The 16033-nt window shown below is 60.7% G+C and carries 15 protein-coding genes; 8 read left to right on the top strand and 7 right to left on the bottom strand.

The annotated features are described in order from the left end of the window. The first annotated feature begins 87 nt into the window (after positions 1-87). Entirely contained in the window at positions 88-405 is a 318-nt protein-coding gene (locus ACFO0G_RS01170) for a hypothetical protein (protein ID WP_376976128.1), read from the top strand. Here ACFO0G_RS01170 and ACFO0G_RS01165 read toward each other — a convergent pair. After that, on the bottom strand, positions 383-1096 hold the full coding sequence (locus tag ACFO0G_RS01165) for a DUF4386 domain-containing protein (protein ID WP_307357042.1): 714 nt from the start codon (positions 1094-1096) through the stop codon (positions 383-385). The two genes, ACFO0G_RS01170 and ACFO0G_RS01165, sit on opposite strands and share 23 nt — an antisense overlap. 94 nt (positions 1097-1190) lie before the next feature. Beyond that, on the bottom strand, positions 1191-1910 hold the full coding sequence (locus ACFO0G_RS01160) for an alpha/beta fold hydrolase (protein WP_307357039.1): 720 nt from the start codon (positions 1908-1910) through the stop codon (positions 1191-1193). 168 nt (positions 1911-2078) lie between these two features. Here ACFO0G_RS01160 and ACFO0G_RS01155 point away from each other — a divergent pair, with 168 nt between their 5' ends. The 3 genes from ACFO0G_RS01155 (at position 2079) to ACFO0G_RS01145 (ending at position 3603) form a co-directional block, all read left to right on the top strand. After that, entirely contained in the window at positions 2079-2477 is a 399-nt protein-coding gene (locus ACFO0G_RS01155) for a DUF4259 domain-containing protein (protein ID WP_376976125.1), read from the top strand. 103 nt (positions 2478-2580) lie between these two features. After that, on the top strand, positions 2581-3162 hold the full coding sequence (locus tag ACFO0G_RS01150; RefSeq protein WP_307357035.1) for an NADPH-dependent FMN reductase: 582 nt from the start codon (positions 2581-2583) through the stop codon (positions 3160-3162). Positions 3163-3333: 171 nt separating this feature from the next. After that, positions 3334-3603, top strand: coding sequence for a hypothetical protein (locus ACFO0G_RS01145; RefSeq protein ID WP_376976123.1), 270 nt, complete (start codon positions 3334-3336; stop codon positions 3601-3603). On the opposite strand, the gene ACFO0G_RS01140 is transcribed toward ACFO0G_RS01145, so the two are convergent. Together ACFO0G_RS01140 and ACFO0G_RS01135 are read right to left on the bottom strand one after the other, a co-directional pair. Then, on the bottom strand, positions 3600-4253 hold the full coding sequence (locus ACFO0G_RS01140) for a helicase associated domain-containing protein (RefSeq protein ID WP_376976121.1): 654 nt from the start codon (positions 4251-4253) through the stop codon (positions 3600-3602). The two genes, ACFO0G_RS01145 and ACFO0G_RS01140, sit on opposite strands and share 4 nt — an antisense overlap. 16 nt (positions 4254-4269) lie before the next feature. Beyond that, positions 4270-4440, bottom strand: a complete 171-nt coding sequence (locus tag ACFO0G_RS01135; RefSeq protein WP_376976119.1) for a hypothetical protein — start codon at positions 4438-4440, stop codon at positions 4270-4272. 303 nt (positions 4441-4743) lie between these two features. On the opposite strand from ACFO0G_RS01135, the gene ACFO0G_RS01130 reads away from it, so the two are divergent. The 4 genes from ACFO0G_RS01130 to ACFO0G_RS01115 all read left to right on the top strand — a co-directional run bounded on the left by ACFO0G_RS01130 (position 4744) and on the right by ACFO0G_RS01115 (position 7681). Continuing rightward, positions 4744-5658 carry a hypothetical protein gene (locus ACFO0G_RS01130; protein ID WP_376976118.1) on the top strand — a complete coding sequence of 305 codons (915 nt, stop codon included), beginning with the start codon at positions 4744-4746 and terminating at the stop codon, positions 5656-5658. Between the two features lie 44 nt (positions 5659-5702). After that, a complete protein-coding gene (locus ACFO0G_RS01125) occupies positions 5703-6152 on the top strand; it encodes a hypothetical protein (RefSeq protein WP_376976116.1) in 450 nt (149 codons plus the stop codon). Between the two features lie 170 nt (positions 6153-6322). Beyond that, entirely contained in the window at positions 6323-6994 is a 672-nt protein-coding gene (locus ACFO0G_RS01120) for a recombinase family protein (protein ID WP_376976114.1), read from the top strand. Positions 6995-7174: 180 nt separating this feature from the next. Beyond that, entirely contained in the window at positions 7175-7681 is a 507-nt protein-coding gene (locus tag ACFO0G_RS01115) for a hypothetical protein (protein ID WP_376976112.1), read from the top strand. A gap of 230 nt (positions 7682-7911) precedes the next feature. Here ACFO0G_RS01115 and brxL read toward each other — a convergent pair whose 3' ends face one another. From brxL to pglX, 3 genes are read right to left on the bottom strand one after another with little or no spacing between them, the layout of a single operon-like run. Next, positions 7912-10059 carry a BREX system Lon protease-like protein BrxL gene (gene brxL, locus ACFO0G_RS01110; protein ID WP_376976110.1) on the bottom strand — a complete coding sequence of 716 codons (2148 nt, stop codon included), beginning with the start codon at positions 10057-10059 and terminating at the stop codon, positions 7912-7914. A gap of 9 nt (positions 10060-10068) precedes the next feature. After that, positions 10069-12567 carry a BREX-1 system phosphatase PglZ type A gene (pglZ, locus tag ACFO0G_RS01105; protein WP_376976109.1) on the bottom strand — a complete coding sequence of 833 codons (2499 nt, stop codon included), beginning with the start codon at positions 12565-12567 and terminating at the stop codon, positions 10069-10071. Next, entirely contained in the window at positions 12564-16025 is a 3462-nt protein-coding gene (pglX, locus tag ACFO0G_RS01100; RefSeq protein ID WP_376976107.1) for a BREX-1 system adenine-specific DNA-methyltransferase PglX, read from the bottom strand. Before pglX ends, pglZ begins: the two co-directional genes overlap by 4 nt. Between the last annotated feature and the right edge of the window lie 8 nt (positions 16026-16033).

The following is a 16033-nucleotide window of genomic DNA, read 5'->3' as shown; positions in this document are numbered from 1 at the left end:
ACCGATCCAGTTGCGGCTGCGTGCCGGCGGCAGGACACGCCCGCGACCGTCCGCCATCCTGTCGCAGCCGGGGCGCACCATGAAGGTATGACGGCTCCAACGGTGGAGGCGGCCATCCATGAACTCATGGATCTCGCCTGGAATCTTGTCCATGACCTGCTTCAGGAGCGGGGCCTGCTCGGGGACGGGTTGTTCGTCGAGGAGTTCACCGGGATCCATTCCTGGGTGGAAGGCCTCACCCGGTACACGGTGGTCCACTCCCGGGACGTCGCCGTCCTGTTTGTTGACACCCGGCCGGTTGACGCCATCGTCTTCCATCACGACTTGCTGGGCGCTGACGACCCGGCCCGCTTCTTCACCCGCCGGAGTAAAGCCGTAAGGGCTAGTGGTGGTCAGGGGGCGTAGGCCTTGAATCAGGGCCGGTGAGGACAGCTGCCGGCTTGAATCCCTTGAAGGTCAGGTAGAGCCCCAGTGACAGTTCCCAGAGGAAGATCGGTAGGGTAGCAACCGCCGACAGGACGGAAAGCTGGTCGTTGATGCCGAACATGGTTGTTATTGCCGAGATGAGCAGTAGCGGGGCGCCGATGAGGCCCATCACAGGGATGATGCGCGGTACGAGCCGGGAGCGGAACAGCAGGTAGCCCAGCAGCAGAGCATTGATGGCCGGGACCATTCCGGGTCCTATGAGGAACGTCCAGTCCCGCACGTCCACGAGTGCCCGGGCGGCGGCGGTCAGTGAGCTGTGGTCTGTTCCGGAAGTTCCTGTCTGCCTCAGGGTCACGACTGCCAGGAGGCTGACGACGCCGATTGCGATAACGGCGGCTTCGAACATACGCGAGGTGACGAAGCCCAGCGCAAGGCTCTCATTCTGCCGCCTAACCACCGGGAACAGGGCCACTGCGGTGCCCACGCAGGCTGCGGCGTTGACCAGGTCGAGCAGGCAGCCCCAGACCACGCTGGTGTCATTGCCTGTGCTGGTGACGTAGTTCGGATCGCTCAGCACCGGTCCCAGAAGGAAGACGGCAGGAATGGAGCTGGCAAAGGTAGCGAGGTAGAACAGTCCCGCCGTGAGCGCGGTTTTTCTTGCTGAATCCAACGGTCCCCCATCTGAGGTATTCAGTCATTCAAGCGAATGGCCACAGCCTAGCCGCCCGCAGTTGAGCGCAGACAGGGGCCTGTGGACGGTTGGCCTACTTGGCCGGTCCAGGCAACGGTTCCAGGATGACCTCCGCGACCAGCTCCGGCAGGTTGAAGAGGGCAAAGTGATCAGTGTCGATGTCCCGGACATCGGCGACCGCTTCCCGCGCCCAGGCTCTTTGATCTGCCCCCGTCAGGTTGTCCCGGGCACCGAGAAGCACTGTCGTGGGGATCTCGGTCCAGGCCTCGGCCGGGACCGGATCGGTGCGGGTCTTCTTCGTGGCGTACCGGCGGGGATGCTCCTTCAGACTCTCGCGGACTTCGTCGGGAAGCCGTCGGCCGGCGTCGTCCTCGTCGAGCCACCAGTCGCCGTCCAGGACGAACCGGCCGTGCTCGTCACGGAGCATATGCTCCATCGTGTCCACATAGCTGGCATCGCGTTCATCCGGCTGGGCCTTCAGCGGTGGCGAGGAAACATACACGAGCCGGGCGACGTTCGGCACGCTATGGGCGGCTAGACCTACGACGTCGGTGCCATAGGACCAGCCAACCACCACTGTCGGCGCCGGGCTTGCCGCGATTGCTTCGCGCACTTCGACTGCGTCAGCCAGCAGCCCCGCGTCCGGGAGACGGTGCGAAGGCAGGTCCGGTACCTCCACGTGGACATCCGGGTGCCTGCGTTCGAGCTCCCGCCTGACCCAGGTCCAGTCTTCCGGAACGCCCCACAGGCCGTGGACCAGAACGACGCCCTGCGGCAATGATTCTCCGTTCATGGGAAAAGACTGGTCCCCGCCACAGTTCCTTTCAAGAGCCAAGGGACCCTGATTTGGGGGACGAGGTTGCGGGTGAAACGCCCGAACGTTTCGGATGCTTACTTGCTCGGCGATGAGTGCGGATCTGCCATATTGGTGCCAACACAATTGACATCGAGAGGGACGACGATGGGCGCATGGGGTTACCTGCCGTTTGAGAACGACGACGCGCTGGACTGGCTGGAGGAACTCGAAGCCGGCGGGGCGGACGTCATCCGCCAAGCCCTGGCGAAGGCCGGCGACCGGTACGTGGAGGCGCCGGACGGGGCCATTGCCCTCGCCGCCGCCGAGGTGACCGCGGCCAGCCAGGGAAACCCGTTGGGGGACCTGCCGGAGAACGTCACCGACTGGGTGACCGCCCACGGTCTTGAGATAACCGCCGAGGACGTGGAAATGGCCGTGGAAGCGGTCGAACGGGTGGCCGCGGAGAAGTCGGAACTGGCCGAATTGTGGGACGACGCCGACGAACCCGAATGGCGCGAATCCCTCGATGACCTTACAGAGCGGCTGCGGGCGGGGCTGCGGTAACTGGCTCACGAAAGCCTGGGCCGGCGCGCGCCCTCTCCCCTGGAATGTGGGAAGCCACGAAGGCGTTCTTCATAGTGACCGCTGGGAAGGTTGGAGGTGCCCCGTGACAAAGATTCACGTCATCATGGGAACAACCAGGACCGGGCGCTTCGGCGAACGGGTTGCACCATGGGTGATGCAGCGGCTTGCCGAGCATGGCCTCGACGTGGAACTGCTGGACCTCCGTGATTACCCACTGCCCTTCTTCGACCAGAAGCCACCCTCAGTCACCGGGCGCAATTACCCGACGGAGGACATGGCCCGCCTGGGTCGGAAGCTGGATGAGGCCGACGGGTTCGTCGTCCTGACCGGGGAGTACAACCACGGCTACCCTGCCGTGCTGAAGAACGCCATTGATCACACCTTCCTCGAGTGGCAGCGCAAACCGGTCGCTTTCGTGGGCTGGGGCGGCGTCGGCGGCGCCCGGGTGATCGAACAGCTGAGAATGGTGGCTGTGGAGCTGGACATGGCACCAATCCGTCAGGCTGTGCACATCCTGCCCGACGTCATTCGTCCGGCGTTCCGGTCCAATGACCCGGCCGACTTCAGCGTGTTCGAGCCCCTCGAAGGCCGTCTCACAGCCCTGGCTGAAGGGCTGGCCTGGTGGGCCACGACGCTCGCCGCCGGCCGCACCGCCGCTGACTAAAACGACTTACTTCGGCAATGATTCTCCGCCCATGGGCACAAGACTGATCCGCGCCGCGGATTGGTCCAAGACCCCAAACGGACTGGATTTTCAGAGCGGTCGAGCCGCTATGGCGGTCGGTCCGGTGGCGTGCTTATAGTTCTCTCTTGCCCATTTCAGGAGAGGACGATCATGGCCGCCGAGGACTTCTTTGTGCACCGCCACCGGGACACTTTCATTCAGGAGGACCACTTGGATGTATGGCGGCCAGTCCCGCGCGGGGGAGTCGAGGCTTCAATCCAGATTGAGCAGGCTGACGGGGTCACGGCACGTGTGGAATACCGGGCCGAACACGCGCCTGCCATTGCCCGGGCCATTCTGGAGGCAGTGGGCCTTGACCCGCGGACGATCTTCGCGGGCGATCTGCCGGAGCTGACGACACACAACGCCGACCGGTCCTAACGGCGGCTGTTCGCACCCCGCCGCGGCCGCCCTTGCCGCCAGCCAGCGACGGTCTCATTCAGAAGCTTCTCCCTGGCCGGGGTAAGTTTTCCGGCCCGGAGGGTGATGCGCTGGGTGTGCAGCCAAACCCCGAGGGTGCGTTCCTCCTGATCGTCGGTCTTGTTATGCCGCGGGAGCTCGTTCCCGGCAGCCAGGTAGGCGACCAGTTCGCCAAGGCGCTGCTTCCAGCGGGCCTCGTCGGCGTCCCGCTTGGTGGCCTGCTCCCGCCAGCCGGGGATTGTGTCCAGGGCGTGGGCGTAGATGGGGGAGAGGTCCCCGTCCGCGGCCTCTTCCCGGCGCCTCTGCAGCCACGTGGCCAATGCCCGTTCCCGGTCGGTGCCGCCCCTGGCCGGCAGACGGCCCTCGTTCGCATAGAGGGCCAGGATGTCGTCCAGGTTCCGTTGGCCGGGGGCCGTCAAGCGCTGGCGCGTGGAGAGGGCAGCCTTGTGGGCCGTCCGGAGGCCGGCATCCTGCCGGGCGGCGACCGCCAGATGGTAGCGGACGGTCGACTCTGCGGCACCGACGACCGCGGCAATCTTCGGCGTCGGAATGCCGCTGCGGTACATCAGCACCCACTCCGCGTCCGGGGCGCTGCGCCTGGCCTGGGTCATTAGCTGGTTCGCGAAATCATTCCGGTGAGCCACCTCGGGGGCGCCCGGCCCGCTTCAGCTCGGCGATCCGCAGTCGGAGGAACACGATGGCCAGGACCAGGGCGTACACTGCCAGGCCAGCCACGACGACGGTGAAGATGGCGTACAGGATGCCTAGGATGCCAACGACAGGACTGAGACTAAACATTGCTACCCCCAAGTAGTCGTTGGACCCAAGGCTACTCGGTGGGCAGCTTCCGCAGGAGACACGGGAAAGGGTGCGCCCCGTTCGCTGAGCGCACCCTTTTCGTTCCCCTTGCCCCGGATCCCCATCCGTTGCGTTCATCATAAGCATGCTGATAGTTAGGTTGGCAAATGTTTTCGTGCTGATAACGCCGTTTCTGCCTCCGCACAACCTCGAGGCGTTAGACCGTTTGCCTGGTGGTGATGGGACGAGCCAGCTGGCCCGTCTCATAGAATGCGATGTGATTCGCAGAAGTACGGGGGAGACGTGAAGAAGAGCGAGATGGTGTTCAACACCAAGAGGATGCCGGAGAAGTGGAGGCGTCACTTCAAGATCTACCGGGCCAAAATCAGTATCTACCTCGATACCCCGGATTTCGGGGTTCCGCTCATGGTCGATGCCTCGGAGATGATGGACTTCCTGCCGGCCGGGGTGGAGCATCCGTCGTTTATCGAGAGGATCGGACCAGTAAGGCCGGGCGGCGAAGCAGTCTGGATTGAAGCCGAAGTCCCTGGCGGCCTTCCGTCACGACCCAAAGCCCGACGGATCGGGGCGATGGTCCATCGTAGCCGGACGCGGACCAGCTTCAAGACGAGCCCCTGGACGGGAGCCGACCACGAGTACTGGATCGAAGCTTACGTCCGGGACGCTGATGGCATCGCTGCGAAGCTCGAGCACGAGGTTCGGTTCCGACTCGATGACAACGGCTTCCTGTGCGGCAAGGAATTCGTCACCCACCAAGCGATTGACTTCATGTCCAAATTGCAGGGGGAGAACCTGTCGAACATGGTGCTCACTCCCTATGACCTAGGCAGCGCGCAGACGGCACCGGCTGTCGAGGTCATAAACCGGATCTTCTTCGCGCTGGCCCTAATGAACTGCCGCAACGTCACACTGCGTGAACGTGGATCGCGCGCAGCGGCAGGGAACGGCCCCGCAGGTGATGCCTTCCATGAAGTGGTCATTGACGGTAATTCCGGTGGCTCAGCCGGATCGGCAGGGCGTGCCAGTGAAGGTGTCAGCCGGCGCCACCTCGCCCGAGGACACTTCAAGACGTTCACGGAGGAGGCACCCCTCCTCGGCAAGCACGTCGGAACCTATTGGTGGGGCTGGCAAGTACGCGGCCAGGAGGACAAAGGCTCCATCGAAAAGACCTATGTGCTGAAGGTTCCGCAGAGCTGACTTCGGCGGGGAGGCCCGCCGCAGCTACCGCACACATGTCAGCCATGACCGTCATACCGTCCCTCGTATCCATCGTCCATGGCTTCAATGCGCTGCTGCCCGCCGAGCGCCGCGTCCTGACCGCGGAAGCCAGGGAGAAGCTTCCCAGGGGCACCATCACCATCGACTCCGACGACTGCCACGCCGTCGCTGACGGGAACGGAGGCTTCCTCGACGTTGGCCTGGCAGGGACCTACCCGGCTGAGCAGAGCGCAGTCCTGCCCGTCTACGTCATCGCCGGACCGGGCTTACCGCCCCTGGTCCCGGGAGGTGGAGCGATTCTGTCCAGTCAGGCCGACCTGGACGGGATCCGCTACGAGTTCTACGCGATCGACACCGCGGGCGACCTGCTCCGGTGGACCGCCCTGGACGACTTGTACGAGCGTTTCGCCTGGGAGGCTGCTGGCCAGGAAGGGGAGGCGTCGCCCGTCTTCCCGATCACCGCCTGGCAGTAGTCGTCGGAGAAGGCCCGGATCGTCTCACGAACTCTAGCTTGATAAGACCTGAACCCAACCCCGAAAAACCGGGCATTAAGGGGCCAGAAGTGTCTCACCAAACCTGTCTCACCGTAGAGTCTCACAAAGTCTCGAGGCTATTTGACACACCCCCGCATTAGCATGTGCGCATGGGACTGCTTCTGGGATATGTGAGGGTATCGACCACCGACCAGCACGGGGCTGCGCAGCGGGACGCGCTGCTCGAAGCCGGGGTCGAGGAGAAGTACATCTACTTCGACCAGCTCTCCGGAGCGAAGGCGGCCAAGGAACGGCCTGGCCTGTCCGCGCTGCTGGCGTTCGCCCGCGAGGGGGATACCGTGATCGTCTATCGGATCGACCGGCTGGGCCGGTCCCTGATCGACGTCCTCAACACCGTCGCCGAGATGCAGGAGCGGGGCATCGGGCTCCGCTCCCTGGTCGACGGGATCGATCCTTCGACGGCCTCCGGTCGGCTCCAGCTCGGATTGTTCGCGACACTCGCCGAATACGAGCGGGAACTCATCAACGAGCGGGTGCGCGCCGGGGTCATGGCCGCCAAGGCCCGCGGCGTGAAGTTCGGCCAGCAACCCGTGGACGAAACCACCATCGAGGACAAGATCGAGACAGCCCGGCAGCTGCTCGCCGAAGGCAAGACCGCCACCCGGGTCGCCAAGACGGTCGGTTGGTCCAGGGCAACCCTGTACCGCTACCTGAAGATGTACGGGCACGAGGCGCCGGCCAGGGACGAAACCCAACTTGCCGTCGGGCCCGGGAGGTCCCGATACGCAGAGCGGAAAATGGTGCCTAGTATGCGAAGCTGACTACCGGCCGACAACCACAGGATGCTGGCAGTGGACTACTAGCCCTTTGAAGGGGCTGCTTTTCAAGCCCGAACTCTACAATGGACCCAGTTGTAAATAAGATCCGGGAGATGGGGGACCTTCATGGGGAAGCGTGGGCTATCAGCCACAGATATTGGCTCGCGGATCGGCGCAAGCAACATGGAAGTCAATCGCCTGCTGAAAGATCAGGGGTTCTTGTACGGCAAGCCCGGTGCGTATGGCCTTACTTCGAAAGGTGAGGAGTACGGAAGCCAGCGGGATTACGACAATGGGCACAGCGGTACCTACCACGTTGCCTATTCCACCACACTGTTCGACCCCAGCATCATGGAAGTGATCGACTTATCGCCCGAAAAGCTCGCGGAGGTCCGTGCGGACATCAGGGCAGACCGGCAGGCAAGGCAGGCCGAGAAGACGGCTGCGCAGGCCCACTATGAGGCAAACTACCAAGCATCCCGATCCGCCAAAGAGAAAGCCAAGGGTCAGGAAGAACATGACGAGCTCATAGAATGGCTCATTGCTGGCGGCGTGGTGGCCCTAATCGGTACCGTTATCGCCGCGAAGAAGGGCATCGCATGGTACAAGCACAGAAAGTCCGAGAAGGCCGAGAACGCTAAAGCGGCAGAAGATGGCTGTGGCGCGTCTAGCGACGTCCATGAAAAGTAGCGCCGCAGACGACTTTCCGGCTTGGCACCTGTGCCCTAGCTGATGACGGTCTCCCTATGGGTCCTCATTAAAACAGCACCGCTGAGGGGACAACCGGAATTTCAATCTTGGATCGGGCAGGGCAACTAGCGAGATTCGCCTGCCCCTCACCCCCCCTTTATGTTTGAAAGGTGAAGGACCTGCGTTGCCTGTCTGAACCCACTTGGTGATCGCAAGCGAGTCGCGACTGCTCAGCTATCTTCGCGGATATAGGTGACTCCGAAAGCGCGGACCTGCCGGAACTCCTGGCGACTCGTGCCGAAGTCGAACCAGCTTCCGTCGGACTTCTGGAAGATGTCGAGGCCGCGGCCGAGGTTGATGCGCCAACCGGTATCGGTTCGTATCCAGCGGTCGTGGCCGCCGGGATCCTTCGCCACGTTGACCTTGATGCCTTGCTGAGCGGCTCCCTGAACGATGTCGTTGAGCATGTGGAGTTGCTTCGTCTGATACTCGGGGCCTTGGTCGAGCACTGTGAAGAGGTTGACGGTGACCTCGTCTGCCGGGTCCTTTGCCGCGGCGATGAGTGCGAGCAGTTCGACGAGATTGCGGCCTTGGTGTCCCATACGGATGTACGGGTCGTGCAGCTCGATCTCTGTTGCGTCCCGCAGATACGGCATGAGCAGCGTCTCGTAGGAGACACCCCGCTGGTTGTCCAGGAAATCCCGTTGTCCTCGGAACAGTTCCGACTGAAGGGAGCCAGCCGCGGGGGCGGGAACCGATGATGATGCCGCGTTCGAGACCATAGGCTCATCGGACTCGGTCGACGACCCGCCAGTAGGGGCAGTCGGGCGGCGTCGATGGTAGTACGTCGGGTATTCGTCTTCCTCTAGCGTCGTTACCGCTGACCAGCCCCCGCCGACTGAGTCATAACCGAAGTTCACTGCTGCCATCGTGGCGTCGATCCGGAGGATCTGGTCCTTGACCCGCTTGCGCCCTTCGATTGCGAAGCGCAGCACCTCTTCGACCTCTGCGGTGGTCGCCTGGTCATGCGGGTAGAGCAGCTTCATCAGCCCAGAGACGGTCTTGTGGATGGCGTCGCGATCACGTGTCGAAATGTCGGAACCGAGCGTGAAGTGCTTGTGGTAGCGGTCGGAGTAGTCGAGATTGCGCATCGACTTGAGGACCTCGGCGATGTAGTCAACGACGAACCCATACCCAGTCGAAAACATCTCACTTCGGATCGTGTCGACTTCCCAGCCGGGGATGTAGAAGTGCAGCCGGTCGAGGTACGCGGGATCGTGGTAGCTCTCGGGCAGCTCGTCAAAGAGATCGGAGTGCTTGAGCATGTACGGCACGGTGTGCGAGGTATTGCCCACGAAAACCATTGATGCCTCGGCCCCAAGGGTCTCCACACCGCGGGAGAACGACTTGTTCGCCATGTAGTTCTTCATGATGTCGACCAACGCCTTGTCCGTACGCTTCTTCTTGCCCGCAAACTCATCGAAAGCGACGACGTCCCAGTACCCGACGAGGCCGAGGCGACCGTTCGCGTTGTTTACGAACAGCTTTGGCACGGTCACCTCTCCTCCCGAGATGAGCATGCCGTGCGGGGAGAACTCTGAGTAGATGTGTGACTTGCCGGTGCCCTTGGGGCCCAGTTCTACGAGGTTGTAGTTGCGCTCCACGAACGGGATCAGGCGCACCAATTGCAGCAGTTTGCCGCGGCGCCCGAATTTCTCGGGGTCATATCCGATTGACTGGATCAGCAGGTCGATCCACTCATCGGTGGTGAATTTCGCGCGTGCATCGAGATACCCGTCATAATCGAAGTTCGACATCTGAATCGGTTTGAGGGAACCAAGAATCCAGGGCGACACACGGTTGTCTTCGGTGTGGAAGTACTCGACGTCGCATAGGCACCAGACGCCTCCAACAAGCAGCTTCTGGTGAGCATTGACGGTAGTGGAATCCACTATCACGCTGCTGATGCCCAGGTTTGCGAAGGAGGCGTTGTAGACGTCGTCCTTTTCGTTGAGAGTGACGCTGACCTTGTCGATGATTCGGTAACGTCCGCGCTCTTTGATCTTCGACTTCGCCAGCTCGGACTCGTTGCGGTGCACGTAATGCTGAGCAAGGATGTCACGTACCTTGTCGATGCCCGCTTGGATCGTGGCCTCGTCGTCGGATGCCGCGTACTGGCCGAGTAGATATTCGAGTACGTATGAGGGCACGATCGCATTGCCCTTTACCGCTTTGACGAGGTCTTTCCGGACCACGGCCCCCGCGAAGTGTTCGTTGATCTTGCGATCCAACCCGCTCGGCTGGCCACCCTTAGAGGGCTCGGTACTGTCGGTTTCCTCGACGGGCGCTACCTCGGTTAGGTCGATGTTTTCGCTCAAAAGTGCTCCTTAGAAGTCGAAATCCGTGGTGAAGGAGCGCTTGAGCGTGTAGGGCACGCTCTTGTACTTCTTCCACTCGCCGGTTTCACCAATAGGCTCGGAAAGCCGGAATTCCACGCGCTGGTTGTTCGCCTCATCAGCGTCCTTGCTCAGCAGCAGGCGGACACTTTGGAACCGATCACGTCCCTCGGCGCTCTCGGCATCAAAAAGGAGTTCAGGTTCGTTGGAGATTAGCTGATCAGCGAAGTAGAGACCCGCACGCAGCTTCCTTGCAATGCGCTGATCCGTGACTGCGGTCTGCTGATAGAGCTTGACCACGATCTGGCCGGTAGTGATCTTGTCGGACTCCGGGTGGATGTCGACGTTCACAGGCTCGACCGTGTCGGAACGTCCCTTGTTGATCGAGATGACCGGCACCACGATCTCCTGCAGCGACGCACCCCCGTGGACGAACTGGAAACCGGCGCCCGGCTTGACGATCCGGCAGATCGAGTTTGGGATCTGCACTTCCAGACCGCTGGACAGCCCAAGCTGCTCGGGTAGGAACCGGCGGAATGCATCGTGTTCCTTCAATCCGCGGCCGAGGACATAACGGCGATTCTCGACTACGACCTTATCGCCCTGCGGCTTTACGGTCAGGTTGAACTGCGGCGCCAGCTTCGACTCCTGATATAGGAAGCCGTGGTCGGCGGTGACGAAGATATTCGTCGCGTTCGCACTCGCCAGCTTCTTCACGACGTCGACGAGTTCATCGATCGCATCAGCCGCAGCCTTGAAGGTGCGGTGCTCCGACACCGCCTTGTCACCGGTCGCGTCGATGGTGTCGTGATAGACGTACAGCACCTGGTGCGCTGCGTAGAGATCTCGCCGCTCCGCAGGCTTCATCTTCAGGAATTCCGTGGCTTGGATTGCTGTGCCGCCCACGGTGCTAAGGATCTTCGAGCGGTTCGCCGTGCCATTTGAGGGTTGGTCGTCGACGAGCACAGGGTCGCCGTTCTCGGAATGCGCGAGAGTCTTGTGTGGGAGCAGCGACGCCATGCCGAGCTGGGTGTAGCTGGGCAGTACCCCGAGCATGGCCTCGATTTTGGCGTCGTACTTGTTCTCGCCGCGGATCCTGGAAGTTAGCTCATCGGCGACCTCGTAGCGCAGCGCGTCAGAGATAACGACGACGGCCTTCTTGCGTCCACCTCGTACCAGCGGGGCGATGTAGTGGTCATAGAAGGAACTCTGCGAGGTGAACTCGAGCGTCTTCCACGTCTGGACCTGGTCCACCTGCTGTTGCCAGCTTATGCCGAGCTTGGAGAGAAATTCGGTGACATAGGTATTCTCAACCTGCTCCTTCAGCGCCTCCAACGGCTGCGTGAACTCGGCGGTTTGCGACGCCAACGTGAACTGTCGGTAAAGCTGGTCAACGCGGAAGAGATCATCGCGGTAACAGCGGAAGCCGTCATCGAAGCCCGACACATCGATCCGTGCAGTACGGATCATCGGGATCAAGTCGGCCGCCGCGCCGAGCGCCGCATATAGCGTCGCGTAATCGTCGAACCAGATGCTGTCCCGGCGACGGGTGCGGATCATTTCGGCAATGTCACTTGGCTGAATCGTCTGGGAGGCAATGCCCTCGATCAGTCGACGGATGATTTCTCTCTCGCCGGCGTCGAAAATGTCGGTGGCAACAAGTTCTGCAACCGAGGCGTCGGCTGCCTGATTGGCGTAGTCCAGGTCGGTCTCGGCCTGGCGCGCGAGCTTCTTCAGCGCGATCAAGCTCTGACGATCATTGCGGAAGCTTCGGAAGTCGATTTCGATGTTACGTGCGGCGTTCGAGGTTGTGGCCGGGAACCCGCCCCGGGCTTGCTTGAACATCCACAGCACGAACCCTGCGACGCTCGGCGTCTCGGAGTTGTAACCGTAGATCTTTGCTGCCCCTGCCCAATGAAAGTCGGAAAGTCGCTGTTTGAGGAGCTCCTCGTAACCGGAACTATCACCAGCAGCGTGCTGCACCAGCAGTGTACGTGTCAGCTCGGAGAAGCTGTGCTCCTTCTGCCCTAGCACGACCGCGCACATCTTTGCCTGGACCTTGGCGAGATCATCGCCGGCGGCCAGCAACGCTGTGAGCTTCGCAACGAGCTTCGCGTCGCCGAAGAACGTCGCGTGCTTAGCAATCAGTTCGTCAGATCCAGGGGCGTTCAGGCCGAGGTCTGCCCGTATGAGCGCGCCGCGATCTGCGGTGAAGACGCCGTAGGCGAGTTCGAGATCGAGCAACCAGTTCCCCGGTCCTTCAGCAACAGGACCGCTACGGTAGATCAGAAACTTTGTGCTGGGCTCGTCGCGCAGCACGCGGTGCTTGACCCCGAACTCGTCGTTCTGGACACGTAGCACCGCCACTCCGTTCGGCGAGTGAGCGTCGACGTCGGTGGCGTAGCTGCTTTCCGGATCGTGCCACACCACCAGGCGGTGATGCTCAAAGCGTGCCGCGAGGTGATCTGCGATCGAAGACGCTATGCTCACTCCGCCGCCTCCAAACCGGTGATCTTCTTCACCGCCGGGTAGAACTTGGAATAGTTCTCCTTTACACCGTCGTCGAGATCGATCTTGAGCTGCCGAGTTGCCAACGGGTAGAGCACGTCATGCTCGTAGTCACGAAGCTCGGCGATCACCTTGCGCAGCCGGTCGGCTTCCTTTTGGTCTTTCGTGGAGCCCGCAGCAGCAGCCTGCTCCGCATTGGTGAGCGCGACCTCCAACTTGGCCCGGTACTCGCGCAGGTACTCATTCAGCACAGTCGGGACCGTCGACGGGATATAACGATGCATGTAGATAAGCGCGTTAAACGAGCCCTTCGGGCTGGAGAACAACCAGTAAATTGGGCGCGACTTATACCGCTTCACATGATCGTCATAGAACTTTGATTTACCCGTCCGCGTAATGAAGTAATCGCGCAGCGTCGCCACGCCCAGTGACTCTTCGACGAATCGCAGGTTCTTTTCGAAGTGCTCCACCCCGAACGCGGCGCGCAGGAAGTGTCTGAACCGCTCGACGATGTCATCCTCAAACCAGCCGTCGTCGACGAACGGGATAACGTTGTCGGCATCAGGTAGGTATGTCGGGGCCGGAACCTTTTCCAGGTATTCCTGCATGGTGGAGCCTTGGTCGGCAAGGATCAGCCCTGGCTCGTCAAGACTGTACCTCCCAAACATGCAGCCGACAGCGAACGAGACGAAGTCGACGATTGCGGCTCTGGCAAATCCCCCCGACACTCTTTCAAGCGCGATAGCGTTGTTCGTGAGGGTGACGGCTTCCGGCCGAACCTCTACGTCCAACACACCGCCCAAACCGTAGATTTCAACTGCGGTTTCATTGTTGGCGGATTCAAGGGCTGCGAGCCGTTTAGCATCTGTAACTGATTGGTAGCCAAGATCGGAAACGGCCTCGACGAGTTGTTTCCGCTTAAAACGAAGGAGGGGCGCCGTTGAAAAGTCGATGGAATCTTCATGATCATCCCAGTTACGCTTCGAGATGGTCACGCATTCCTCGGAGGAAAGTCCAGCCGTGAAGACTTCAGGAAGCACGAGGAGTTTCGCCACGGCGCCTGGCTGGAAATGATTTCCGTTGCAGAGAAAGTCAAAAAATAGATCAGCAACAACTGTATTTACGAGGGCGCCAAGTTCATTGAGCCGCCCCTCGGAGAAGATCGTTGCTCCCGCGCTATCAAATACGGCATTACCAGGCGTATAACGTGCAGAAAAATCACCAAAAGACGCCTCGCTGTATGTAAAGCCTTCCTTGAAATAGAAGCTCTCATTGCGAATCGTAGACTTCGAGCTCAATGCGTTCTTCTGTCGCTTGATTGAAGCGCCGTCTCCTTCCCAAAGGACGACATGCTCTTGGTTGCCGTACCAACGCCGGAAAGCCCCGCCTTTGTTGTATGGAACCCAACGGTAAGCGCGAGCTTTCCTATTCCCATCCGAGAGTATGCCGGATCGAGATACTTCTGACCAGCGCCGGAGAAAACGATTGTGGTTCCCTGTATCCATTCCCTTTCGCACCGAACCATATCTGGCCAGAGTGCTTCCTGTGGAGTAGAGATCGCGTTGCCTTGCTCCAAGCCAATACGAAATTGGGGCGCCGGGTACTTTGCGAAGATCAGATGTGGAAGCAGAGTGAAGAATTTCCTTCTGCCCCTCGGCAATCGCTTGAGCCGCCACGATACGCTTCTGCTCGCTCGTGCGTATTTTAGAAAGCGCTAGGTAGCGACCCTCAACCGACTCATCTTCCTGACCAAGTACAAATGCGCAAGTACTAACAACTTGGCCGGTCTGGCCTTCAAAAGCATGCGGCCCCAGATGCGCGAGGGTGATAATGCCTTTCCGCAGTATTGACTCTCTAAGTGCGATGTAACTGGATTTAAACATCCACGCCTGCATAGTAATCATGCCGACAATCCCACGCGGTTTTACAAGACCAAGAGATCGAGCAACAAAGGCAGCGTCCAAACCGAACTTGCCTATAGATAGATGTTTTGAGACATATTCGCTGAGGAGACCGCCCATGTTGACCCGACCAAGATACGGCGGGTTTGCGAGGACAACAGCGTACTTGTTCGAAAGATATTTTGTCTGCTCCAAGACACCCTGCGCTCGTTCAAACACCTCTGCCGATAGCAGGTCGGTGTCATTGATGCGTGCTGAGAGCTGCTCTCCGAGAAGTGACATGAGGGCAGTGTTTGGCTGAATTAGTGAGCCGAAGACATCGGCGTGCTCAAACTGATTCCAGAAGGCTGCCTGCTCATGCTGTGCGGGACGTGGAGACGCGACGATGTCTAACTCATGCGGAGCGAAGTGGATAGACTTAACCACGCAAATATTCGGCTGAATCTGCTTGTTGAAGAACGTGCGATGGTTGGCTCGGGCTTTCATGGTCAGCGCGAATGCTGCCAGCGAACCCGCGCGCGGATCAATCTCAGTGCCGAAAAGGTTGTGCGTGAGAATCAGGCTGGGGATCTCGGATGGTGCGTAGCCCTCCTCTTCGTAGATGGCATACAAGAGGTCGAAGGCGTAAGTGAGCATGTGTCCCGAACCGCAGGCAGGGTCGATGACGGTCAGTTCTTCCGGGCCGGAAATCTTTAGGAAATCAGTCTCTTTATCGACCGGGGCGATGTAGTAGTCCATCTGGTGGACGAGGCGTGATGTGGGTCGGTTGAGCATCCACAGACGTCCGAGGGAGTTTTCGACGAGATAGCGGACGATCCAGTGCGGTGTGAAGAGCTGGGTGGCGGCGGGGATCTCGTCCGCGCCAGCCTTCTTGTTCTTTTTGAATCCGCCGAAGACTTCGTCTTTCCGCTCTGAGATGTAGAACTGGTAGAGCCAGCCGATCACTTCGACATCGGCACAAACGTCCTCGGTGAGTACCGCGCGCACCCGGGCCAGGATCGCGCCGTCGGCGAGCAACCCGGTGGGCACGAGCAGTTCGGTGTAGTCGCCCTCGCGTTCGAACATGGACGGCATCGACTTGTGCCAGTAGCGGCAGTATTCCGTCAGCAGGAGCGCGTACGCTTCGCCTTCGGCATCGGTGCTGCGGCGGGTGCCGTCAAGCAGACCGGTGATCGCCTCTGCCGTGTTCATATTTATCACGGCGTGGGTATTGAGGTTGCCGCGCTTGGCGTCGGCGAGGATTTCCGGCTGTCCATGCGCCTGGCCCTGCGCCGGCGAGACGACGCCGGCGTCGGTGTAGCCGCGGGCGTCCATGAAACGCAGCGCGATTATGCGGTTGAACCAGGTGTAGGCGACCCTGTCCATTACCTGCGTGCGACCATGTGCGGCGATCTCGGCTTCGAGCTTCTTCACAACTTCGCCACGCTCGGTGCGGGCAACGGATCCGGTTGCGAGTACAGCGCTGGCTTGCGCGTCGACGGCGGCGAGGAGTTCGCGGCGTGCCTGCGTAGCGAAGCGCTCCAAAGGTTTCGTGTCCATGTCGTTGC

It is taken from the genome of Arthrobacter sedimenti, from assembly GCF_042652025.1.
GTDB lineage: Bacteria > Actinomycetota > Actinomycetes > Actinomycetales > Micrococcaceae > Arthrobacter > Arthrobacter sedimenti.
This window is presented reverse-complemented; position numbering and strand designations above follow the sequence as displayed.